This is a genomic window from Brachybacterium zhongshanense, from assembly GCF_055385755.1.
Window position 1 is genome coordinate 3,127,829 of sequence record NZ_AP043790.1, and the last position, 24,353, is coordinate 3,152,181.

The 24,353-nt window shown below is 68.9% G+C and carries 17 protein-coding genes; 9 read left to right on the top strand and 8 right to left on the bottom strand.

Annotated elements, in window-relative coordinates; translation table 11 throughout:
• The first annotated feature begins 52 nt into the window (after window positions 1-52).
• The 4 genes from ACZ5AJ_RS13885 to ACZ5AJ_RS13900 all read left to right on the top strand — a co-directional run bounded on the left by ACZ5AJ_RS13885 (window position 53) and on the right by ACZ5AJ_RS13900 (window position 5,015).
• Window positions 53-2,500: a hypothetical protein gene (locus ACZ5AJ_RS13885; protein WP_464135631.1), complete on the top strand. Its 2,448-nt coding sequence runs from the start codon at window positions 53-55 to the stop codon at window positions 2,498-2,500.
• A gap of 59 nt (window positions 2,501-2,559) precedes the next feature.
• Complete coding sequence (locus ACZ5AJ_RS13890) at window positions 2,560-3,060, top strand: hypothetical protein (protein WP_464135632.1); 501 nt, start codon at window positions 2,560-2,562, stop codon at window positions 3,058-3,060.
• A 145-nt stretch (window positions 3,061-3,205) separates the two neighbouring features.
• Window positions 3,206-4,273 carry a thioredoxin-disulfide reductase gene (gene trxB, locus ACZ5AJ_RS13895; RefSeq protein ID WP_464135633.1) on the top strand — a complete coding sequence of 356 codons (1,068 nt, stop codon included), beginning with the start codon at window positions 3,206-3,208 and terminating at the stop codon, window positions 4,271-4,273.
• A 250-nt stretch (window positions 4,274-4,523) separates the two neighbouring features.
• Entirely contained in the window at window positions 4,524-5,015 is a 492-nt protein-coding gene (locus ACZ5AJ_RS13900) for a thioredoxin domain-containing protein (protein WP_464135634.1), read from the top strand.
• Window positions 5,016-9,272: 4,257 nt separating this feature from the next.
• Here the strand turns inward: ACZ5AJ_RS13900 and ACZ5AJ_RS13905 are convergent.
• The 8 genes from ACZ5AJ_RS13905 to rpmH form a co-directional block, all read right to left on the bottom strand.
• Window positions 9,273-10,382, bottom strand: coding sequence for a ParB/RepB/Spo0J family partition protein (locus tag ACZ5AJ_RS13905; RefSeq protein WP_464138777.1), 1,110 nt, complete (start codon window positions 10,380-10,382; stop codon window positions 9,273-9,275).
• A gap of 934 nt (window positions 10,383-11,316) precedes the next feature.
• Window positions 11,317-12,180, bottom strand: a complete 864-nt coding sequence (locus ACZ5AJ_RS13910) for a ParA family protein (protein ID WP_464135635.1) — start codon at window positions 12,178-12,180, stop codon at window positions 11,317-11,319.
• 52 nt (window positions 12,181-12,232) lie between these two features.
• The gene (gene rsmG / locus ACZ5AJ_RS13915; protein WP_464135636.1) at window positions 12,233-12,898 is read right to left on the bottom strand and encodes a 16S rRNA (guanine(527)-N(7))-methyltransferase RsmG; all 666 of its coding nucleotides are present in this window, start codon (window positions 12,896-12,898) and stop codon (window positions 12,233-12,235) included.
• A gap of 63 nt (window positions 12,899-12,961) precedes the next feature.
• A complete protein-coding gene (locus ACZ5AJ_RS13920) occupies window positions 12,962-13,627 on the bottom strand; it encodes a Jag family protein (protein WP_464135637.1) in 666 nt (221 codons plus the stop codon).
• A 63-nt stretch (window positions 13,628-13,690) separates the two neighbouring features.
• Window positions 13,691-14,782, bottom strand: coding sequence for a membrane protein insertase YidC (yidC, locus tag ACZ5AJ_RS13925; RefSeq protein ID WP_464135638.1), 1,092 nt, complete (start codon window positions 14,780-14,782; stop codon window positions 13,691-13,693).
• A gap of 85 nt (window positions 14,783-14,867) precedes the next feature.
• Window positions 14,868-15,185 (bottom strand): membrane protein insertion efficiency factor YidD, encoded by a 318-nt coding sequence (yidD, locus tag ACZ5AJ_RS13930; protein WP_464135639.1) that lies wholly within the window; start codon window positions 15,183-15,185, stop codon window positions 14,868-14,870.
• The gene (gene rnpA, locus ACZ5AJ_RS13935) at window positions 15,182-15,580 is read right to left on the bottom strand and encodes a ribonuclease P protein component (RefSeq protein ID WP_464135640.1); all 399 of its coding nucleotides are present in this window, start codon (window positions 15,578-15,580) and stop codon (window positions 15,182-15,184) included. Before rnpA ends, yidD begins: the two co-directional genes overlap by 4 nt.
• Before the next feature lie 26 nt (window positions 15,581-15,606).
• Window positions 15,607-15,744 carry a 50S ribosomal protein L34 gene (gene rpmH, locus ACZ5AJ_RS13940; protein WP_376981537.1) on the bottom strand — a complete coding sequence of 46 codons (138 nt, stop codon included), beginning with the start codon at window positions 15,742-15,744 and terminating at the stop codon, window positions 15,607-15,609.
• Window positions 15,745-16,178: 434 nt separating this feature from the next.
• Here rpmH and dnaA point away from each other — a divergent pair, with 434 nt between their 5' ends.
• From dnaA to gyrB, 5 genes are all read left to right on the top strand, one after another.
• Entirely contained in the window at window positions 16,179-17,852 is a 1,674-nt protein-coding gene (dnaA, locus tag ACZ5AJ_RS13945) for a chromosomal replication initiator protein DnaA (RefSeq protein WP_464135641.1), read from the top strand.
• A gap of 595 nt (window positions 17,853-18,447) precedes the next feature.
• Complete coding sequence (gene dnaN, locus ACZ5AJ_RS13950; RefSeq protein WP_464135642.1) at window positions 18,448-19,572, top strand: DNA polymerase III subunit beta; 1,125 nt, start codon at window positions 18,448-18,450, stop codon at window positions 19,570-19,572.
• Window positions 19,573-19,589: 17 nt separating this feature from the next.
• A complete protein-coding gene (gene recF, locus ACZ5AJ_RS13955) occupies window positions 19,590-20,852 on the top strand; it encodes a DNA replication/repair protein RecF (RefSeq protein WP_464135643.1) in 1,263 nt (420 codons plus the stop codon).
• Window positions 20,853-20,882: 30 nt separating this feature from the next.
• Complete coding sequence (locus ACZ5AJ_RS13960; protein ID WP_464135644.1) at window positions 20,883-21,917, top strand: DciA family protein; 1,035 nt, start codon at window positions 20,883-20,885, stop codon at window positions 21,915-21,917.
• A gap of 263 nt (window positions 21,918-22,180) precedes the next feature.
• Entirely contained in the window at window positions 22,181-24,271 is a 2,091-nt protein-coding gene (gene gyrB / locus ACZ5AJ_RS13965; protein ID WP_464135645.1) for a DNA topoisomerase (ATP-hydrolyzing) subunit B, read from the top strand.
• Window positions 24,272-24,353 lie beyond the last annotated feature (82 nt).

Genomic DNA, 24,353 nt, shown 5'->3' on the forward strand with positions numbered 1-24,353 from the left:
GGGGAGCGCTCGCAGCGGGCCCACCCCGCCAGGACGAGGAGAAGGACGGTCCGTGAACAGCTTTCCGCATCAGGAAGCCCTGCTCTCCCGGTGGACACTGGAGGGCGGAATCCCCCTGTCCGGAGTGGCCGCCGATGCCGCCTGGCAGCGAGCGCGCTCCCTGACCACCGGCGACCCGGTGGCGCTGTTCATCGTCTGGGGGCCGACGGCTCTCGAGACGGCCGATGCGGTCCGTCGGGCGTTCCTCGTCGAGGATCCCCACCTGATCCCGGTGAAGGACGTGCTCGTCCTCGGCGGGCCCGACGATCCGTCGGCCGATCCGTCCCTCCCGACGACGACGGTGGTGGAGTACCCGATGCCGACGGCCCCGCCGCTTGCGGCACTGCTCGGCGGGGATCCCCTGCATCCCGAGACCGCCCGCTCGATCATCGGCGAGGCCGCGAGCGGCCTGGATGTCGCACGGCGGCGGGGCATCCGCCACCAGCTCCTGGACTCCAACCGCATCTTCGTCGACACCTCATCGGGCGAGGTGACGGTGCTGGGCACGGGCGTGGAGGCGGCCTCGCGCGCCGACCTCGACCACAGCCGTGAGAGCGCTTCCCTCGAGGATGCGAACGCTCTGGTCACCCTGCTCTACAGGTGCCTGTCGGGGCACGGTCCCCGCAGGGACGCATCAGGTCGCGTCCCGCGCCCTTCGGAGCGCCTGGGCGCCCCTCTGCCCGAGGACCTCGACCTGCTGTGCGATCTCGTGCTCAACGGCGAGGGGGATGACGTCCCGGACACCACCCGCGGCCTCGTCGCGGCCCTGGCCCCGTGGCAGTCGATCCCCGTCACCCTCGAGGCGTACACCGTGCAGTCGGCGCAGGACGACGACACGATCCGGCGACCGCGATCCGAGGACGCAGACAGCACCGCCGCCAGCACCACCAGCACCACTGCGAGCACCGCTGCCGCCGCGAGCACCGCCGCCGCCAGTGCCGCTTCGACGGCCGGTGCGCCGTCGGCGGAGACGACGACGGGCGCGGCCGGGGATGCACCGGATCTCGAGGACACCGTCGTGCGGCCGTCCACGGCCCGGGGCACGACGTCTGCGGCCCCGTCGGACGTCCCCGACCCCGCCTCCGCCGCCGCCCCCTCCTCCGATTCCGCCGCTCCTGCCGCCCTCTCCTCCGATTCCGGCTCAGCCTCCGACTCGCCGGCTCCTGCCTCGGCGGCTGCCGCCTCGACCGCCACCTCAGCCGCTGCCGCCTCCGCAGCCGACGCGCGTGCCCTCGTGGACGATCTGCATCTGACGCAGCGGCGCAGCCGGAGCGCCTTCCCCGGCCACCTCGAGACCGGTCAGCACGCTCCAGTGGCTTCCGGCCCGGAGGACGTCTCGACCGACTCCGCACCGTCGGACCCGACCGCGGAGCAGTCGACCGCACAGCCCACCGCGCCGATTGCCGCGGCGCCGTCAGCCGCGGCGCCGTCAGCCGAGAATCCGCTCGCCCCGCCGCCCGGTCCGACCGCGCAGCTGTCATCCGCCGATGGGGCCACACCCTCGCAGGCGACGCCAGCGACCTCGGCCGCACCCGCCGTGACGGTCGCCTCCGCACCCGTCGTCCATCAGGCGACCGGGGCCTCACCGCAGGGACCCGTTCCCGTCACGGGCCGCGTCGACCGTGCAGCACCGGAGACCGCCGACGGACCGATCCTCGTGCCCGGCCGGTCCCGCTCCTCGACCGAGGACGATCCCGCGCGGTTCACCCCGGCGGCCTCGCGAAGCACCCTGTTCCGGGAGGTCATCGGCGTCGCCGTCGACAATGACGACCCCGACACCTTCGCCCTCGGCCCCTCGCAGCCGGCAGCCCGGTCGCGCCAGTCGCAGTGGATCCTGCTCGGTGCGGTGCTGCTGGTGATCGTCGCGCTCGTGTTCGCCGTCTCGACGATCACCTCGGGCCTCCGCGATCGCGTGGAGAACCCGCTGAACACGCAGCCGGAGACCAGCGCGGCCGCCACCCAGACGGAGGAGCCGACCGAGGAGCCCACCACCGAGGAGCCGACGGAGGAGGAGCCGACCCTCCCGGCCGCCCAGCTCAGCGGGGTCGAGGAGTTCTCCCCGAACGGTGACTCCCTCGACCATCCCGAGCAGGTCGACCGGACCACCGACGACGACCCCGAGACGTTCTGGTCCACGAAGATCTACCAGTCGCCCCAGTTCGGCGGTCTGAAGGATGGGACGGGCCTCAGGCTCAGCCTTGCGGAGGAGTCCACCCTCTCGTCCGTGACCGTGACCACGGCACGCAACAGCGGCGGCACGATCGAGCTGCGCGCCCTGAACGACGACGGCTCCCTCGGGGACGTCCTCGCCTCGGACGCCTTCGCCGGAGACGGCTCGGTGACCCTCTCACCGGAGGAGCCCGTGGAGGCCGAGGAGGTCGCCCTGTGGTTCCCCGAGCTTCCCTCGGACTCCAAGGGCGACGGCTATCGGGGCCGCGTCGCAGAGATCCAGGTCGGATGACGTCGCCGTCGGGCGGGTCCGCCGAGCGATCACGGGCCGGAAGGCGGCACGGATCCAGGATGCCGAGGTTCCTCGGGATCCCCGTTCCGCTGGTGGTCCTGGCGCTTCTGCTCTCCGCCGCCGTCGGCCTCCAGCTGAGCGGGACGCTCGAGACGGCGACGACGACACGATCCAGCGCGATCACCTCCGTGGACTCGACGGGCAGCACCGGGAAGAATTCCTCCGGTCTGCCCGTTGTCACGGACAGCACCCTCGGCACCGAGGTGCAGCGCCTGGTGGACACGGGCGCCATCCAGCCGATGACGAGCTTCGATGCGGCGCAGTGCCTGCAGGAGCTCGGCATCACCGACTCGGTGCAGATCATGGAGGAGGTCGCATGGGGAGCCGATCAGACCGCCAGCTGGCTGCTGGTGTACGGTCCGGGAGATCGCGACACCCTGCGGGCCGCGGGCGGCACCGTGAAGGTCGCTGTCGTCCTGCCGACCTGCGGCAACGGGGATGAGGCAGCGGCCGAGGAGAAGCAGCTGTGGTCGGGCTCCGTGCTCATCGGCAGCGTCTGACCCCACCCCGGCTCCCCGCCTCCGGCCGACGATCCCCGCACCCCGCACGAACCCCCGCACCCCACCGGCATCCTCCGCATCCTCGCCATCCTCTCCACATCACGGCACCAGCAGCATCACGATCACCAGCATCGGAAGGACATCCATGTCGCAGCCCATCCAGGCACTCAACATCCTCGGTTCCGTCACGCCCCAGACCGGCTCCGCCACCGCGGGGGAGTCTCCCCAGGATGAGACCGTGCACGAGGTCGTCATCGTCGGCTCCGGCCCCGCCGGGTACACCGCTGCGATCTACGCGGCGCGCGCCGAGATGAAGCCGATCGTCCTCGCCGGCGCGCTCGACGCCGGAGGCGCCCTGATGACCACCACCGACGTCGAGAACTTCCCGGGCTTCGCCGACGGGATCCAGGGCCCCGAGCTCATGGCCACCATGCAGGCGCAGGCGGAGCGGTTCGGCGCCGAGATCCTGTTCGAGGACGTCGTCGACGTGTCGCTCGAGGGTGACGTCAAGACCGCCACCCTCGATGACGGCACCGTGTATCGCGCGAAGGCCCTGATCATCGCCACAGGCTCCGCCTACCGCAAGCTGGAGATCGACGGCGAGGAGCGCCTGTCCGGGAAGGGCGTCAGCTGGTGCGCCACCTGCGACGGCTTCTTCTTCAAGGATCAGGACATCGTCGTCGTCGGCGGTGGCGACAGCGCGGTCGAGGAGGCGACCTTCCTCACCCGCTTCGGGAAGAACGTCACCCTGGTGCACCGTCGGGATGAGCTTCGCGCCTCGAAGATCATGAGCCGGCGCGCGGAGGCCGACCCGAAGCTGCAGTTCGCCTGGAACAGCGAGCTCGTCAGCATCAACGGCGGCGACAAGGTCGAGTCCGTGACTCTTCGTGACACCGTGACCGGGGAGGAGCGCGAGCTCGCGACGTCGGCGGTCTTCGAGGCCATCGGCCATCTGCCGCGCACCGACCTGTTCGCCGGCAAGCTCGAGCTCGACGACCAGGGCTACATCGTCTGCCAGGGAAGGTCGACGTACACCTCCGTCGACGGCGTCTTCGCCGCGGGGGACGTCGTCGACCACACCTACCGCCAGGCGATCACGGCCGCCGGCTCGGGCTGCCAGGCGGCCCTCGATGCGGAGCGCTGGCTCGCCGACCGTGCCGCGGAGGCCGACGATCCGAGCGCAGAGACCAGCACGGTCCCAGCCGCTCTCTGAAGCCGGCTCGGCGAGACTCCGGGCCGGCGCTGCATCAGTCCGCCGGCCCGGAGCACTGCCAGTCCTCCGAGCCGAAGAATCCCCAGTCCGGACGACCGGAGAGTCCCCAGTCCGGACGACCGGAGAGTCCCCAGTCCGGACGACCGGAAGCCAGGACGACCAGCCACCTGCAGCCCGGTGGGCCGGGGCGGGCAGGCGGTCGGCACCGCCCCGAACCCGGCCCTGCGACGATGAGAGGCCCGGCACACGCATGACAGCGCCTGATCCATCACCCGCCCCGTCCACGGCGGTCGTCGTCCTCTGGGCGCCGTGGGCGAGCCCTTCCCGGCCCGCCCCGACGGTCCTCCGTGAGCTGTCGCGCCGCTGGGGACCGAGCATCGCCACGCTCGCGATCGAGGATCCCGACGACGACATCCTCGACCAGCTCCAGGTGGAGGTGCTGCCGACCTGGCTCGTCCTTCAGCCGCTCGGCGACACTTCGACCTCTCTGACGCGCCGACCAGAGGCCTCTGCACCGGAACCCGCCGCATCATCGAGCCCGACATCGGGTTCGCCCTCCACTGCTCCGGTGCTCCACGATCTCGCGGCTCCCGCCGCAGCGGATCCGGCGAGCATCATCACGCTGGCAGGGGATTGGGTTGTCCGGAGCCGACGAAGCGGTGCACTGCCCAAGCACGTCGTCGCCCAGTTGGTCGATCAGCAGACACCCGACCGACCGCACTCGCCCACAGAGCACAGCTGACCCACAGAGCACAGGGCCTGCACCTCCCGGCGTCCGTCACGCTGCACCGGATCCCGGGTCCCCACACGGCGCCGAGCCCTGTGAGGGCCTCGAACCGGCGCGGTGCCCCGAGTCCCCGCGCGTGCTCGGGCCGAGCACAGCTCACCCCGAGCGACCACGCCGCCCCTGAAGACGTCGAGATTCGTCTGCGAGGTGCACAGCCCGTCCGTCACCGCCTTCCCACGTGGCGTCCCTCCTCCGATCCGCCGCTTCGGCGACACGCTGTCTCGGGTGCCCGTACGGAGTGCCCGCTCCGAGTTCGCCCGACAGACGTCGACTCCTACTGTCAACTCGACAACCAGGACCCGCGCTGACGTGCGGATTCCCTTCCGTCCACAGCGCCGTCCACAACGCTATGCACATCACCGTCCGCACTTATCCACACACTGGTCCACAGCCAATTGTGGATGGAACACCCGACGATCATCCTGGCACACTGTGCCATAATCATGCCCTGACCTGCGCAAATGATGTGAACAGCGTTCGACGTGGATCTCACGCTTCCTGTGCATCTGCCCAAAAGTGACCTCGTCGTGACATTCGCCGACGTACTTGTCCACAGACTTACGCACACTGTGTATGGGGGCGTGCCTGGACCGTGTTGCACGTGAAAAGCTGCCCCACTCCTACAGATCTCTCCGGCCCCGGAGTGGCCAACTGCAGCTCCACCTTTTGACCACCGCCTCATCCTCCCGAGCTTCGGGGAAGGACGCATCTCCCGTGTGCCCCTGGAGCCCTCTGATAAGCGAGCCGTTGATCGAACGCCGAGGTTGCACGTGAAATCCACGCACCCACAGCGGCATCCGCACCCTTCGCCATTCCACCATGCTCATCCATCGGGACATCCCCGATCTGAGCAGACACCGACGGGAGCGGGTCGCTAAGCGCCACAAGCCCTCTGCCGTACCCTGCTGCAGATTCTCTGCGGCAATCCCGCGCTGCGCCGGCTACCGGTCCAGGCCGGCGCAGGGGGCGCGTGATTCACGTGAAACGCTGCGCGCCGTCTATCGCAATCCCCGCGCCCTCTCTGCGCGACTGCTGCCCCCGAACTTGGCTGGGTCGCAACGCCTCCTGGGACGGGGCCTACATCACTTACCGGCGTAAGCTGGGACGACGGGCGATCGCAGGTTCCCTGCACCAGCTGACGGTCCGATGAAGGTGTCAGCGTTCCACGTGCAACACTCGCTACGCCGTCCCTCCGTCTCCAGCTCCCAGGCACGGCCACAGCCCAACTCGCCGAGGACTTCGTATTCGCTACAGGAGTCCGGTGCTGCCCCGCCCACTCATGGAGATTGACAAGGCTTGCCTGCTGTTCAGCGGCTGCAACCAAGGGTTTCACGGGAAACCAGTCAACGTCACCCACGATCCGCTCAAGGGTGCCCATCGCACGTCGCGCGCCGCGGTGGTGTGGGCATCCGTTCCGGTACTGGGCGGCATCCACGCCACGTCACCTACTTGGACAACGCCGTCCTTGTGGAGAGATTCCCTTCGGATCGCCTTTCCATCGCGACCCGCCCGGCTCCCGATCGGGCCGACGCGACCGGGAGTTTCACGGGAAACCTCCGGGTCGCGATGGCGGTCCGAACGGCTTCTGTCCCATCGATCGCGAGGCAATGTCAGCCAAGACCGTTGGACACGCGCGGGAGCGGGCGTCCCCAAGGGGCTGGAGCACATGGCTTCCCCAACAGGCACCGCGATATCAGGACGTGGCATGGACGTTGCGGGCACTGACTGTCTCTGACACGCGGGACGCTGTGGCACGAACGGTTCCACGTGGAACGCTGATCCTGCTTTCGAGTACCCCCAACCATTCTGCCAAGCACGGACCAGGAGACGTCCCCAGGCATCCCGGGTCAATCGACTTGGTCCACACGTGCGCCGTCGTCTGCTCTTGCCTCGCCTTCGCAGCAGATGCCGAGCAGCCAGTGGCTGATCTCGCCGCAGTCTGCTGACCATGAGGCACGTTGAGGGAGGCGGCAGCGAGGGCTGGGAGATGCTCAGCGAACACGGTCCGTGTTTCCCGTGAAACGCTCGTCGAGGTTCGGTCGCAGCAAGATGCCGGAGTTGGCCCAACCAGGGGATTTCAATCTTCAGTCCCGGCATCATGAGCATCAGCACGGGCGCCAGCACCACGGCACAGCTTCCGCTGCTCCAAGTATGCCGACGGTCCAGTGTTCACTTCGCTCTGACGGGCAGATGGACCAGGAGAGGGCTGAGGAGGCTGTCCACCCTTCACCGTCTCGCATCTCGAGATCTACCGGCCCCGTCGCTCATCCGTACGGATGAGGCATCAGGCTGCCTCGGCCGAGCCTCGAGTCGAGAGTCCACCCGCAGTGAGGGGCGACGGGGCAGTGCAGTGAAGTAGGCGAGCCGCTACACCCCAACGTTTCCCGTGAAACCCCTGCGTAGCAAGGTAGGGGTGGCATCTATTCTGACGTCACTCATCACTGAAGCTGGTTCGTCTCCACAGTCCCCAATCAGTGCCAGCCAAAGCGAAGAGGAGCGATCTACACCACGAAGGAAGCCGTCAGCGGTACGGCTTCCGGACCATCAAGCTTGGGGATGCTGGCACACCGGCAAAGCTACGGCGGCGAGACTGTCCCGTTTCCCGTGAAACCACATACGCTGTCGTAAGCAACCTCCGCTGGGTAACGGTAGGCGGGCACGCCGTGCGGCACCTCAGGCACGGGAACGCTGGGACGTCCGACCGGGAGGAGGGGCTGGCATCTTCGACGGCGCAAGACGTTTCACGGGAAACTCCTGCTGTTCCTGAGGTGCGGTGTCGCGGACGTCCTCTGGCTCCGGGTGTCCGCCTACCCGAGACTCGACGATCCAGAAGTTACTGCTCTCTGGGGCGCAGCGGACGCAACCCCCCTCCGGGGGGGGGTTCGTAGGCTCTACGCTCACAGAGATCCAGAGGAGCGGATCCAGTCGCTCAGTTTGAACGCGCTCGTACGTCTATGGTTTCCCGTGAAACCAACGACGCTCGGTGCTGTGAGAAGATTGGCCGTCGGCGACGGAAGCGCAGCCCCGATGGGTCCCGCACTCTACGGTGCTCTTGTAGGCCTGGTTCCACGGGAAACATTGCACCATCGACGGCTACCCAGCTGTCTGACCCACAGGAAGTCGGCGTCGGCCCCGGGATCGACCGGCAGATCGCACATTCGGAACGCTGCCGATCTGCTTGGCCAATGTGCACTCACCTTCAGATTCGAGCTTACTACGGTGCCCTGGTCGACCCCCGACCGAGCGGGCGGGGGACGGTACATCCGCACCGAACCAGCGGAGCGATCATCATCCACAGAGTTGTGCACATTGGTGGACAAGGTCGTAATGTGCCTCTGACCTGGGGCTGGCTTTTATGTTTCGCGTGGAACGGCTCTGTATGCACACGCCGTGCACATGCTGGGGATGGTGGAGCCACTCGCTGAATTGACGCTCCGGAGACACGTGCGGTGCGGCCCAACGCGGTCAGCCGGGACCCCCTCAGCCCTCTCGCACCAGCGTGATCCGAAGACCAGCCTTGGATAGTCTAACTATCCTCTCCTTGTCCGCCATGCCCGTGGCCAGATCAGAGGCGTCAGATGCCTCCCCGTGAGCGGTGGATACGCTTCGAGGTCGGGGCTGTCAGAAGGTTCTTCGCTCGTCCTACCGCACAGTCGAGCTGCTGCCAGCTCTGGGAACAGATCCCCGCAGCCTGAGACCCCACCGGTTCCAGCGGGGTGCACAACGAGCCCCAGAAGCCGAAGAGACCCGAGAACCCACCCTAGGAGCGTCTCTGTCTCCGTACGTCTCGCCAACGGGCCCACAGGGACGCACTACGGGCCGCGAGGGGATGCACAACTGCCGCGAGCGGTCGCGCAACGGCCGCTCGGGGGTCGGAGAGGGCAGCGGGGCGCCGCACAGGACCGCGGGAGACGGTCACCCTCCCCTCACCGGTGTCGGGCGATCGTCTCGACCGGCATCCGACTGCCTGTCGGTCCTGCTTCCCAGTATCTGGATCCGGAGCAAGGAGGATCGCCAGCTCCGCTGGGGCACCTTCGAAGTGCAGGCCTGTCCGCCTAGCCGAGCGACGATCTGCCAGCCGAGTGCTGATCAGCCTGCCGACGCGGTCGCCGACCCTCCCCGCAGCGGCGAGGGTCCATGACGGACGATGATGTACGACGGGACCGGAGACCAGACCCCTCCGCCCTGAGGAGAGGGTGAGGGGGCCGGGTATCAGGAGTCCGAGGACCCGACGTTCTCCGTCTGCTCCGCCGGAGTCGGGTCGACACCGAGAGTCCCGATCAGGCGCTCGAGATCATCCAGGTTCGTGAACTCGAGTGTGATCCGGCCCTTGCGCTTGCCGACGTCGATGCGGACTTGGGTCTCCAGACGATTGGCGAGACGGCTGGTCAGATCGACGACGTGCGGGTCGTAGGTGGAGCGGCGGGGGGCGCGCTGCCCCGTCGTCTGCTGCGCTCCGCCGGCGGACACCAGACGCTCCACAGCGCGCACGGAGAGGCCCTCGGAGACGATCCTCTGCGCGAGCTCCTCCATCAGCGCCGGGTCATCCAGCGAGAGCAGGGCACGGGCGTGGCCGGCGCTCAGCGCACCGCTGGCGAGCCGACGCTGGACGAGAGCAGGCAGTCGCAGCAGTCGCAGGGTGTTGCTGATCTGCGGCCGCGAGCGACCGATCCTCTCTCCCAGCTCATCCTGGGTGCAGCCGAAGTCCTCAAGGAGCTGCTGATAGGCGTTGGCCTCCTCGAGCGGGTTCAGCTGAGAACGGTGCAGGTTCTCAAGCAGAGCGTCGCGCAGGAGGTCGTCATCGCTCGTCTCCCGGATGATCGCGGGAATCGAGGTGAGGCCGGCTCGTCGGGCCGCCCGCCAACGGCGCTCGCCCATGACGAGCTCGAAGGACTCACCGTCGGCGGTGACCGGGATCGAACGCACGACGACGGGCTGCAGGACGCCGACCTCGCGGAGCGAGAAGGCGAGCTCATCCAGCTCGTCGTCGTCGAAGAGGGTGCGAGGGTTGCGCGGGTTCTCCCGGATCTCGCCGATCGGGATCTCGGCGAACACTGCACCAGGGACGGGGACGAGCCGCTCCTCGGAGTCGTCGACCTCGGATGCCTCCTGGGCGGCTGAGATCTGGTCCGTCTCGACCTCCGACGATTCTCCGTCGGTGTCCGCGGCGGCCGCTGGGATCACCTGGCCAAGACTCTCCGCACGCTCACCAGGTCCGGACTGCTCAGTCGGCTCCGGCCCCTCAGTCGACTCAACCGGTCGAGCCGGCTCTGCGGCATCATCGTCCGCGGATCCTGCGGCCGCCTCGACCGCGGGAGTCAGCTCGACCTTCTCGACGTCGACGACGGGGCTCTCCTCGACGACGGGGCTCGTCGCCGTCGTCGGGGCCGTGTCCTCCGTCGACGGGGCGCTCGTGACCGGCTCGGTCTTGGCAGCGGCCGCCTTCGCAGTCCGGGACGTCGGCTTCGCAGTGCCCGTCGAGCTCGACATCGACGCCGCCTTCGTACCAGCCTTCTGAGCCGTCGCACTCTTCGACGAGGCCTTCTCCGAGGCAGGCGCCTTCGTGGCGGCAGTCTTCGCAGGAGCGGCCTTCGCCGTGCTCTTCGTGGCAGAGGTCTTCTTCGCGGGTGCCTTGCTCGCCGGAGCCTTCTTCGCAGCCGCGGTCTTCGCCGGGGCCTTCTTCGCCGTGCTCTTCGCTGAGGGAGCCTTCTTCGCAGGAGCCTTCGCCTCGGCCGTCGCCGCGGTGGAGCTGTTCTCCCGCTCCGCGGGCGCCGGCTCGGTCGTCCGCTCCGACGCCGTCGCGGGAGAGGACGGCGATGCAGGGGACGCCGCAGAGGCCGCAGAGTTCGCCGAGCCCCCACGAGCGCCGGCGCCCCGGGATGCTCCGGAGCGGCTGCGTCGGGCGGCGGCCGCCCGTGCCATATCGCCCGCCAGGTCGCGGGACCGGCCGCGCTCGCGCTGCGTGTCCTCCTCCTCGCGATCGACCCGGTCACCGGTGAAGAACATGTCGACCGGTCGTGGTGAAGCGCTCCGGCCTGTCCTGTCCGCGTCCCCTGCCTGGGTGCGAGTGCGCAGCTCCGGGGCGGCCGCGGGTGCTCCCGCACCCGGGATCAGGGCGCCGAGACCCCGTCCGAGTCCTCGCTTCTGCGTCATCTCCGTCGTCCTTCCGGAATACATGTCCACCGTGGTGATCGCCTCTTGCCGTCGGCGCGACGTGCCCCCTCCGGGACGGCGTTCGGATCGTCCGCGACCATACTCATGGTGCCGATCGCGTGGTCAGCTCATGCGCAGCGACCCGGTACGCCAGGGCCCCGCTCGAATGAGGGTCATAGGTCAGCACTGTCTGCCCGTAGCTGGGCGCCTCCGAGATCCGCACCGACCTCGGGATCGTGATCTTGAGGGTCTGCTCGGGGAAGTGCTCGCGGACGTCCTCCGCCACCTGAGCGGCGAGTCTCGTGCGCGCGTCGAACATCGTGATCAGGATCGAGGAGACCACGAGTTCCGGGTTCAGATGCTGCCGGATCAGGTCGATGTTGCTCAGCAGCAGGGAGAGACCCTCGAGCGCGTAGTACTCGGCCTGGATCGGGATGAGCACCTCGCGGGCTGCGACCAGCGCGTTGACGGTCAGCAGTCCGAGCGAGGGGGGACAGTCCACCAGGACGTAGTCCAGCCTCGGAAGGCCCTCGTCCTCCCGATGGGCGAGATAGTCGCGGATCGCATTGCGCATCCGGTTCTCGCGGGCGACCAGGGAGACCAGCTCGATCTCGGCTCCGGAGAGGTTGATCGTCGCCGGGGCGCACCACAGGTTGTCCATGTCCGCGACCGGCTGGACCACGTCCGAGATCGGGGCGGACTCCACGAGCACCTCGTACATGCTGGCGACCTCCGCATGATGCTCGATGCCGAGCGCCGTGGACGCGTTGCCCTGAGGATCGCCGTCGATGACCAGCACCTGCAGCCCGCCCTGGGCGAGCGCGGCAGCGATGTTGACGGTGGTGGACGTCTTGCCGACCCCGCCCTTCTGGTTGGCGACCGTGATGATCCGGGTGCTCTCGGGGGCGGAGAATCGCAGACCCTCGAGGACTTCCCTCCGCTCATGGTCCCGCTGCAGTTCGCGCATCAGAGGAGTGTCCTCCAAGTCCCCTTTGCTCAGGGAGGACCCTTCGTGAAGGTCAGCCACGCGGATCTCCCTTCCTGGATTCCAGTGCGCGACGACGCACTTGGACCACTGTAGTGGGAACCTCGACCTCGTCCATGCCGTACCGCACGATGATCGGATCGATACCGCCGAGGCGGGAGAGGGTCCTCTCGGCCCGGTCCACCTCGTCCGCTGCGGAGCTTCCCTTCATCGCCAGCAGCTGTCCCCCCTCCTCCACGAGAGGGAGGGTCCAGCGGGCCAGCTTGTCCAGTGCCGCGACGGCCCGCGCCGTGACCGTCTCGAAGCTGCGGCGACCGTGGAGCTCCTCCGCGCGGGCGCGCACCACCTCGATGCCGAGACCGAGCTCAGCATCGACCTCCTCGAGCCAGGCGGTGCGGCGCTGCATGGTCTCGATCAGGGTGACCTGGAGGTCGCCGCGGGCGATCGCCAGCACGATGCCCGGAAGTCCGGCCCCGGAGCCGACGTCCGCCAGCGTGCGGGTCCCCTCGGGGACGGCGTCAGCCATCAGTGCGCAGTTGATGACATGGCGCTCCCACAGCCGGTCCACCTCTCGCGGCCCGATGAGGCCGCGCTCCGGCCCCTGGTCGGCGAGCATGTCCGTGAAACGGCGCGCAAGATCCAGCCGGTCGCCGAAGAGGCGCTCGGCCGGAGCTCGCAGATGGTCGGGCAGGGGAAGCACAGCGGGAAGAACCTCCAGGTCCTCAGAGGGCGATGCGGATGGGGACGACGATCAGCTCGCGGTTCAGGCCGTCGGATAGATGACGACGTGGCGGCCCTTGCCGTCCCCGTCGGACTCCGAACGCAGCCCCTCGCGCTTGGCGACGTCGTGGACGACCTTCCGCTCGAACGGGTTCATCGGTCGCAGCGGGACCGGTGCACCCTCGCTGCGCGCCTTCTCGACGGCCTCGGCGGCGAGCTGCTCGAGCGAGTCCTTGTGCTCAGCGCGGAAGCCGCCGATGTCGAGCATCAGCCGCGAGCGATTGCCGGTGCGGGTCTGGACCGCCAGGCGCGTGAGCTCCTGGAGAGCGTCCAGCAGCTCTCCCTTCGGCCGGTTCAGCGTCGCCAGCTGCTCCGCACCGCGGATCTCGACGGACGCGCGGTCCCCGTCGACATCGATATCGATGTCGCCGTCCAGGTCGGCGATGTCCAGAAGCTCCTCGAGGTAGTCCGCGGCGATGTCGCCCTCCTCCTCGAGGCGGCGAACCCGCTCCTCAGGAGACTCGACGTCGGAGGCATCGGCCTCGTCCGAACCGGGCGCATCGCCCGTCGTCGGCCCATCGGCGGATGACGCAGCGGGCGCGGCCGACGGATCGGCGCCGGACCCGTCGGCCGGCTCCTCGGCGTTCGTCCCGACGGTGCGGACGTCCTCGTCCGCCTCAGGGCTGGGCGTGGCAGTGGTGTCGTTCATGGAGTCCTCCGGAGTGCAGGGGAAACAGGGATCCCCGGGAGCGCCGGCGCTCCCGGGGAGAGGTCACTTGCGCTTCTTCTTGGTGCCCTTGCCATGCGAGGAGCCGCCGTCGGAGCCCTGCTGCTCGGCCTGCTCGGCCATGCGCTTGCGACGCTCCTCCTGGGCCTTCGCGCGCGCCTCGCGGGCGCGGGCCAGGCGCTCCTCGTCGGAGAGCTTGCGTCCGCCGTCGCTCTTCTTAGGCTGCACGCGGATCGGGGCTTCCTCATCGATCACCTGGACCGGCTTCTTCGGCGTGAAGTCCAGCGGCTCGAGGCCCTTGCGCTCGCGCTTGGCGTTGATGCGCGCATGCCGGGCGGTCTCCGCCGGGGAGCCGGGCGTGGGATAGGTCAGCACCACGATCAGCTGCTGGCCGAGCGTCCAGATGCTCGTCGTGAGCCAGTACATGAGCACACCGATCGGCATGCCCGGACCCGTGATCACGTAGATGAACGGGAGCATGTACAGCATCATCTTCTGCGTGCTCGCCATCGGACCCTCGAGGGCCGACGGCGGCATGTTCCGCATCGTCAGCTCCTTCTGGGTGATGAAGGTCGTCAGGCACATCAGGGCGATGATGATGCCGGAGAAGACCTTCGTGGAGACCCCGCCGTCACCGGAGTTGAGGAAGCTGTCGGCGATGGTGACGCCGTTGAGCAGGCTGCCGTGGTAGGCGCTCGAGGCCAGATCGACGGTCAGGGGACCGAACCTCGCGCCGTCGGCGGCCTCGGGGAGCTTGTAGAACAGCACCCGGAACAGGGCGAAGAAGATCGGCATCTGCAGGAGCACCGGCAGGCAGGAGGACAGCGGGTTCGCACCGGCCTCCTTGTAGATGGCCTGCATCTCCTCCGCCATCTTCTGGCGGGACTCCTGGTCGGTCTTGCCCTTGTACTTCTTCTGGATGGCCTGCAGGTGCGGGGAGACCGTCTGCATCGCGCGCGAAGATCGGATCTGCCGCACGAACAGCGGGGTGATGACGGTGCGCACCACGACCGTGAGGCCGACGATCGACAGCAGCCAGGTCCAGCCGGAGTCGGCGTCCATGAACAGCGAGAGCAGGGCATGGAACTTCACCATGACCCATGCGACGGCCCATTCGATCGGGTAGAGGGGATTCATCGGCCTGGTCTTCCTGCCGCCCGGATGCGCATGACGTTCATACGATGTGACGGCTGTGGTCGGGAGTCTCGGACAAGGGTAGGCCCTACGGACCTGGGTGCCGCAGTCGGCGTGGATTCCTCCACATGCCGGGCGCCGGCACAGGATCGGGACCGCCCCGGGAGAGCGGGTTGCACCGGAGGATCCGGGCGACGGTCAGCAGCGTCCCCTTGAGGGCGCCGTGCGCTCTCAGGGCGTCGACGCCGTACTGGGAGCAGACCGGCTCGTACCGGCAGGCGGGCGGCGTGTACGGGGAGATGCCCAGCTGGTATGCGCGCACCAGGAGCACGAGCAGGAGCCTCGGCAGGCGCAGGACCCGCGACGCCCACGAGGACGCCGGCAGGGCTCCATGGGGGGCGCTCATGGCGCCGTCGCCTCAGAGGGCTCCGACCGCACTGCGTCGCGACGACGCCGCTCGAGCTTGCGGGTCGCCGACCCGAGCGCCCCCAGCACCTCATCCTCGAGGTCAGTGAACGCGAGATCGTCGATGCCCGGCGACGTGCGGATCACGGCCGACGACCCTGCCGGGAAGCGATCGAGATGGGCGCGCACGATCTCCCGCAGCCGACGGGTCACGAGGTTGCGCACCACGGCGTTGCCGACCTTCTTGGACACGACGAATCCCACGCGGGGCGCATCGCCCTGCTGCGGGAGCAGAGCAAGATGCACCACCACGTGGGATCGTGCGGCGCGCACGCCACCACGGGTGACGGCGCGGAAGTCGTCGCCGGAGCGGAGCCGGTGCTGGGACCAGGACATGGCCCCGGACCCGTCGGCCCTCAGCCTCAGGCCGAGAGCTCGGCGCGGCCCTTGGAGCGGCGGGCGTTGATGATCGCGCGGCCGGCGCGGGTGCGCATGCGGGCGCGGAAGCCGTGCTTCTTGGCACGACGGCGGTTGTTCGGCTGGAACGTGCGCTTGCTCATCGGTTCTCCTCGTTCGCGGGCACGGGTGCGCCCTCGCGGCGGTATAGGGCGTGCTGCACGGACGATCGCGTCGGGCGCACCTGCTTCGCAGGGCGACTGCCATGAGACCGAGCCGACCCCGCGGACGGATCGTGGTGATCCGAGCAACCGCAGCGAGCCGGCGCGCAGCGCTGACTGCACGAGCTTAGGCGGCACCCCTGGGCGGGTCAACGGAACGTGGCCTGCCGCAGGGCAGGTGTGGCCGGATTCTCACGCGCCGCTCCCCGTTCCGCGGAGTGCCGGTGCGATATCGCCGTCCTGCGCCCGTCGGCCGTGCGCGCGGCCGACGTCCGTCGGCGCCGGAGCGGCCCAGTGATCCACAGCAGTGGTCCACAATGGCGTGGATACTGTGGAAAACTACCTCGACAGTCCCCGACCCTGCCCTGGAGAGCCCGATGAACGACGAGTCCGTGGACGCGATCTGGGACCGCACCCTGCAGATCCTGCGCCGCGAGAGCGCCGTCTCCCAGCGGGTCGTCGCGCTGCTCATGCTCTCCCGGCTGATGGCGATCGTCGCAGAGACCGCCCTGGTCGCAGCACCGAACACCTCGGCGAAGGAGCTCTTCGAGCATCGCATCGACCGGGAGCTGAAGGCGGCCCTGTCCAAGGCCGCGGGCCGGGAGATCCGTCTGGCCGTCTCCGTCGACGAGTCGCTGTTGATGGATGGGGACGACGACGACACACCCCCGATCGCCGCTGTGACCTCGGCATCCTCCAGCCCGTCTGTGCACAATGTGGACAGGGATGTGGACAACTTCGGGCAGGATGTCCACAGCTCCCGCTTCCGGCGTGACGCCGGTTCGGTGCAGCCCTCGGCGTCCCCCACGGGGCGCGCCCCCCTGCCGGGCGGCCCCCGCTTCTCGGCGAGCTCCCTGAGCGCCGAGGCGGCAGAGGGCGGCGACTACGCCGTCTCCTCCGCGTTCACGGGCTCCAGCGCCCCTTCCCCGCTGCCGACGCCCTTCCGCAGCGGCCGTCCGAGCACCGGCTCCGCATCCCAGGGGACGCTCGGCGAGGACTCCCGCCTGAACTCGAAGTACACCTTCGAGACCTTCGTGATCGGTGCGTCCAACCGCTTCGCCGCGGCCGCCGCCTCCGCGGTCGCCGAGACGCCCGCCAAGGCCTACAACCCGCTGTTCATCTACGGCGGCTCGGGCCTGGGGAAGACCCATCTGCTGCACGCCGTCGGCCATTACGCGCAGAGCCTGTACCCCGATATCGTGGTGCGCTACGTGAACTCGGAGGAGTTCACCAACGACTTCATCAACTCCGTCCAGTCAGGTCAGTTCGGCAAGGCGCAGGAGTTCCAGCGCCGGTACCGCGACATCGACATCCTGCTCATCGATGACATCCAGTTCCTGCAGCGTGCGCCCGAGACCATGGAGGCGTTCTTCCACACCTTCAACACGCTGTACAACACCGACAAGCAGATCGTCATCACCTCGGACCTCCCCCCGAAGGAGCTGGGCGGATTCGAGGATCGGATGCGGTCGCGCTTCGAGATGGGGCTGATGACCGACGTCCAGCCGCCGGACCTCGAGACCCGCATCGCGATTCTGCGCAAGAAGGTCGCCCAGGAGAATGCGGGAGAGGTCCCCCACGATGTGCTGGAGTACATCGCCTCCCATATCGCGACCAACATCCGCGAGCTCGAGGGGGCACTGATCCGTGTGCAGGCGCTGCATTCCCTCTCCCGGCAGCCCATGGATGTCACGCTCGCCGAGAGCGTCCTGAAGGATCTGCTCTCCCACGACGACGGCGCCCAGATCACGGCGTCGACGATCATCGCCCAGACCGCCACCTACTTCGGACTCTCGGTCGACGAGATCATCGGGACCGGGCGCAGCAGGCGGCTGGTCTCCGCCCGGCAGATCGCCATGTACCTCTGCCGCGAGCTCACCGACATGCCGCTGATCCGCATCGGCGAGGAGTTCGGCGGGCGCGATCACACCACCGTCATGCATGCCAACAAGAAGATCTCCGAGCTCATGAAGGAGCGCCGGGCGATCTTCAACCAGGTCACCGAGCTGACCGCGAAGATCAAGAGCTCCAGCTCCTCCTCGCGGAGCTGAGCGCTCGGCCCACCGGCCCGGTTGTGGACAGCGGTCCTTGCCGGAGCCCGTCCCAGCCCGTCCGAGCGCCCTCTCCATCGGTCCGCAGGGCGCGGGGCAGGATTATGACACCCCTCTGAGGGACCTCAGGATCCCCAATGTGGATAACTCTGTGGACAGTGTGGAGAGCGGCGCATCGTCGCAGGAGCCGATGTGGAGGGACGAATGACAGGAATCCCCCGACCCGTCCGGTCTGTGCACAGAGCCCTCACGAGGAACCTGCGCTCCTCCACGAGGAGCGCGACTTCTTGTCATTCGGAGCCACCTGCACCGACGATGCTCATCCACAGGATCAACAGCCGTGAAGAAGAGGACTGTCTCTTAGTGCTCATGGGGGATGTGGACGGCCCGGCGGGGAGCGTCCGACGGAGCGGCGGGCCATCAGCGGGGTCAGGAGGAGAGCCTCGAGGAGGAGACGAGAGGGTCTGGGAGGCGGCTGTCGCGCGATGGGGCGCCTCGGATGTCAAGGATCGAGGCCGGTGTGTCGGCGGATCGTGCGCAGAACCGATACGCTGTCCTCCGACCTGACAGCGACCACTGCGAAGGAGTGGCAACGGTGAAGTTCCACCTCGATCGCGGCGTCCTCGGCGACGCCGTCTCCTGGGCCACCCGAACCCTCCCCGTGCGACCGGCCATGCCGATCCTGCAGGGCGTGCGGATCGTGGCCGAGAGCTCCGGACAGCTGCAGCTGTCCACGTTCGACTACGAGGTGAGCGCACAGATCACCCTCGATGCGGAGGTCGACGAGCCAGGTGAGGTCCTCGTCCAGGGCCGCATGCTCTCCGACATCGTCCGGGCGCTGCCGAACAAGGACGTATCCATCGCCCTCGAAGGCACCAAGCTGCAGGTCCGCTGCGGGTCGGCGCGATTCGCGCTCGCGACTCTCCCGGTCGAGGAGTACCCGCAGCTGCCGGGGATGCCTCCCGGTGCTGGCTCCGTCGCAGCGGATGTCTTCTCGGAGGCGATCTCCCAGGTGACCGTGGCCGCTTCGAAGGACGACACGCTTCCGCTGCTGACAGGTGTGAAGGTCGAGATCAGCGGCGAGACCATGACCCTGATGGCGACCGACCGCTATCGCCTGGCCCTGCGCGAGCTCACCTGGAACCCCGCCACCCCGGGAGCCGAGCACACCGCCCTCGTGCGGGCGCGCACGCTGCACGAGGTGGCTCGCTCCCTCGCCACCGGGGGCAGCGTGAGCATCGCCCTGTCCGATGAGGACTCGGCCAAGCTGATCGGCTTCGAGGCCGGCGGTCGCAGGACGACCTCGACCCTCGTGGACGGCGAGTATCCGCCGGTCCGTCGGCTGTTCCCCGAGACCACCGCGATCACGGCCGTGGTCGCGACCGGTGCGCTCATCGACGCCGTCAAGCGCGTGTCCCTGGTCGCCGAGCGCAACACCCCTGTGCGCCTGTCGTTCACGCAGGGGCAGGTGGCGCTCGAAGCCGGTGCGGGTGACGATGCTCAGGCGAGCGAGGTGCTCGAGGCGCAGCTGGAGGGCGAGGACCTCGTCGTTGGCTACAACTCCGGCTTCCTGCTCGACGGTCTCGGTGCGCTCGGCACCGACTTCGCCCGGCTGACCTTCACCGACTCGATCAAGCCCTCCGTGATGAGCGGTCAGGAGTCCCTCGAGGGAGCACCGGACACCTCGTACCGGTACCTGATCATGCCCATGCGGATCTGAGCCCCGGGGGTGACCCCGTGCAGCTGACATCCCTGGAGCTGACTGACTTCCGCTCCTACCCTCGCCTCGAGCTGCCTGTCTCCCCGGGCATCTCCGTGCTCGTGGGCAGGAACGGGCAGGGCAAGACCAACGTGGTCGAGGCCGTGTGGTACCTCGCCACCCTCTCCAGCCATCGTGTCCCGCACGATGCGGCCCTCGTGCATCGCGGATCGTCGACGGCCATCATCCGGGCGAGCTTCGTGCGCGCCGGCAGGCCGCTGCAGGTCGACCTCGAGATCACCCCCGGGAAGTCCAACCGGGCTCGGGTCCAGGGGCAGAACGTCGCACGCCTGAGGGACCTGCTCGGCGAAGTGCGCGCGGTGCTGTTCGCCCCCGAGGATCTGGGCCTGATCAAGGCGGATCCGGAGGGCCGACGACGCTTCCTCGACGAGCTCCTGTTCGTCATCGCGCCGCGCTTCGCGGCGGTCAGGGCCGACTACGACCGGGTCCTCAAGCAGCGCGGCAACCTGCTCAAGCAGATGCGCAGCATGCGACGGGGAGGTGCGGGCCGATCCGTGGGCGGACTGGACCCGGCGGAGTCCGCCGCGAGCACGCTCGAGGTGTGGGACCAGCAGCTCGCCCGCCATGGAGCCGAGCTGCTGCGGGCACGGCTGCACCTGGTCAACAGGCTGCGCCCCCACCTGGGGTACTCCTACCTCCGGGTGGCGACCGATGAGGGGGCCGAGCAGGCGCTCGACCTGCCGCCCGAGCGCCGTGGGGAGATCTCCTCCCCAGCGGACATCGCCTACCGCTCCGCCGTCCTCGACGAGCTCGGGACGGGGGCGGGAGAGCTGCCCGGCATCCGTGAGATCCACGATGCGATGCTCGAGCTGCTCGCCTCCCGCCACGACGAGGAGATCGACCGGGGAGTGAGTCTGACCGGTCCGCACCGGGACGACCTCGAGATCCGGCTGCACGACTTCCCGGCCAAGGGCTATGCCAGCCATGGGGAGTCATGGTCCCTGGCGCTCGCCCTGCGGCTCGCCTCCTACGATCTGCTGCGGCTCGAGGAGGGCGATCTCGGCGACGGTGAGCCGATCCTCATCCTCGACGACGTCTTCAGCGAGCTGGACGTGCATCGTCGCGAGCGCCTGGGCCGTATCGTCGCCGGCGCCTCGCAGGTGCTCATCACCACCGCCAACGACACCGACATCCCCGCCTCGCTCGACGGCGAGATCCATCTGGTCGACGTGAGCCTCGGATCGGCGGTGCCGCGCACCCGGACGGGGTGGGCGTCATGATGAGGCGTGAACCATGAGGAGGCGGGAACCATGAGACCGCCCCGCGGAGGCGGATGGAGAGGGGCCGACGGCGCGGGAGACCTCGGCGACCGCGCCGGTGATCCGGAGCTGCGTCGGCCGAGGCTCGCGAACCCCTACGACCTGTCGACGTGGATGCGCCCGGCAGTTGCGCCCGACGGTGCAGGCGAGGACCCGTCGTCGGAGGCCGGCGCCGCGTCCGGTCCCTCGCGCCGGATCGATCGGCACCAGAGCGCTCGGAGAGGGGCCATCCCCTCGAGCGCATCGGCGAATCCGCTGCCCGAGCTCGAGATCGGCGAGGAGCAGCTCGTCGAGCCCCGTCCTGTGCCGCCGCGCTCCCCTCGGGAGCCGGGCGGAGATCGTCGGCGTCCGGAGGTGCGGTCCGAGGAGCCGGTCCGGCGCGTGGAGTCTGCCTCCCGTGAGGCACCGATCCGGCGCGTGGAGCCCGCCCGCCGTGAGGCACCGGTCCGGCGCGAGGGGCCTGCGCCCGTCGAGGAGCCCGTCGACCCGCCGGAGCTGCCCCGGCTGGACGATCCCTTCGAGCTTGCCCGTCGGACGGTGAACCGCTCGCGCGCGGCGGCGCGAGACCGGGGACTGTTCCCGATCTCGGCGAAGACCCAGGCGAGGCGCGACATCCGCGACCGCAGCGGTCGATCGCCGGGCTATTCGGGCGCCCGGCCGGATCCGCGTGATCCGCAGGGCATCGAGGGCGTCATGCGTCGTGTGCTCTCGGATCTGGGCTGGAACGAGGGCATGAGCAGCGGCCGGGTCCTCGAGGAGTGGGACGAGATCGTCGGCGACCAGGTCGCCGCCCATTGCCGTCCGGTCTCCTTCGAGGACGGCGTGCTGGTGGTGAGCGCCTCCTCCTCCGCCTGGGCATCGCAGCTGCGGATGATCACTCCCCAGATCGTCACCTCGATCGAGAAGCACGTGGGCTCGCATGTCGTGTCCGAGATGCGTGTGACCGGGCCCGCCGCCGCTCAGCGCAGCTGGAAGAAGGGCCCTCGGACGGTCACCTGGCGGGGCCCGCGCGACACCTACGGATGAGATCCGCAGATGCCCCGCAGGCGCACGGGGACCCCGGGGCGCGTACCGGACCTCGCCGGTGGTGCCTCTGAACGGTCCTGGGGCCCGCTCCGGGCCGTAGAAGGCCACTTCCGCGTCGACTTGTCCACAGAAATCAGGGTCTGATGCGGGGTCAGAGGCCCTCAGCGCGCTAGAATGGGCCGAGTCCGGCAGCGCGTCCCGTGCCGGACCGCCCCCGGTGCTCCAGTCGACCGGGGGTCCCGGACTGCGAGGAGCCACACCAGGTGAGCGAGAGCGATCGACCCATGCCCGAACAGGCCGAGGCCGCGGCCGTGGAAGCGCCGCACATGGCGGCCGGCGAGGCGGCCGCGCATGCCCCCACCCACTACGACGCCTCGGACATCACCGTCCTCGAGGGCCTCGAGGCGGTCCGCAAGCGTCCCGGCATGTACATCGGCTCGACCGGTGAGCGCGGCCTGCACCATCTGGTGTGGGAGATCGTCGACAACTCGGTCGACGAGGCCCTCGCCGGGCACGGCGACTCCATCGAGGTGACCCTCCTGGCGGACGGCGGCGTCCGCGTCGTCGACCATGCCCGCGGCATCCCGGTGGACATGCATCCCACCGAGAACAAGCCGGCCGTCGAGCTGGTGCTCACGGTGCTGCATGCGGGCGGAAAGTTCGGCGGCGGGGGCTATGCCGTCTCCGGCGGTCTGCACGGCGTGGGCTCCTCCGTCGTCAACGCCCTGTCGACGCGCATGGAGGTGGAGATCCAGCGCGACGGCTTCGTGTGGCGCCAGGCCTACGGGCGCGGCACCCCGCTGACTCCCCTCGACAAGGGCGAGGAGACCACCGAGTCGGGCACCACGATCACGTTCTGGGCGGACCCTGACATCTTCGAGACGACGGTCTACGACGTCGAGATCCTCCGCAAGCGCTTCCAGCAGATGGCCTTCCTGAACAAGGGGCTGGCGATCTCGCTGACCGACGAGCGGCCCGTCGAGAGGCCCCTCGCCGAGGTCGACGACGCCGGCATCGAGGGCGACGAGGCGGAGAGCGTCGAGACGGGGCCCCGCAGCTGGACCTACAAGTACGACCGCGGGCTCGAGGACTTCGTCGAGTTCATCAACAGCGCCAAGCGGGCCGAGGTGATCCACCCCGAGATCATCTCCTTCGAATCGGAGGACACCGAGTCCCACATCGCCGCCGAGGTCGCGATGCAGTGGACCACCGCCTACTCGGAGTCCGTGCACACCTACGCGAACACGATCAACACCCATGAGGGCGGCACCCACGAGGAGGGCTTCCGCACGGCCCTCACCTCGATCGTCAACCGCTACGCGAAGGCGCAGGGGCTCATCAAGGACAAGGATCCGAACCTCACCGGCGAGGACATCCGCGAGGGCCTCACCGCCGTCGTCTCCGTGAAGCTCGGCGAACCCCAGTTCGAGGGCCAGACCAAGACCAAGCTGGGCAACACGATCGCCCGCACGTTCATGGTGAAGATCATGAACGACCAGCTCACCGCCTGGTTCGAGTCGCATCCGAACGAGGCGCGGTCCATCGTCACCAAGGCCCAGGCCGCGGCCGCGGCCCGTGAGGCCGCGCGCAAGGCCCGCGACGCCACCCGCCGCAAGTCCCCCCTCGAGACCGGCGGCATGCCCGGCAAGCTGCGCGACTGCTCCAGCCGGAACCCCGCCGAGTGCGAGATCTTCATCGTCGAGGGCGACTCCGCCGGCGGCTCCGCGGTCTCCGGTCGCGACCCGCGCACGCAGGCGATCCTCCCGATCCGCGGCAAGATCCTCAACGTCGAGAAGGCGCGTCTGGACCGCGCCCTCGACAACCAGGAGGTGCGCTCGCTGATCACCGCCTTCGGCACCGGCATCGGCGAGGACTTCGACGCGACCAAGCTGCGGTACCACAAGATCATCCTGATGGCCGACGCCGACGTCGACGGCCAGCACATCTGCACCCTGCTGCTGACCCTGCTGTTCCGCTACATGCGCCCCCTGATCGAGCTCGGCCACGTGTTCATCGCGATGCCGCCGCTGTACCGCATCAAGTGGTCCAACGCCCCGCACGAGTACGTGTTCAGCGACGAGGAGCGCAACGCGAGCCTCGACGCCGGGCGCGCGGCGGGCAAGCGGATCCCGAAGGACAACGGCATCCAGCGCTACAAGGGCCTGGGCGAGATGGACTGGCGGGAGCTGCAGACCACGACGATGGACCGCGACTCGCGCACCCTCAAGCAGGTCACGGTCGACGAGGCGGCCGACGCCGACACCATCTTCTCCGTCCTCATGGGCGACGACGTCGAGTCCCGCCGCCGCTTCATCCAGGAGAACGCGAAGGACGTGCGCTTCCTCGACATCTGATCCGTCGGCCCGACCAGGCGCCCGTCCGACGACCGTCGGCCCGGCCCCGCCCGTCGGCCCCCACCGTCCCGTCGGCCCCCGT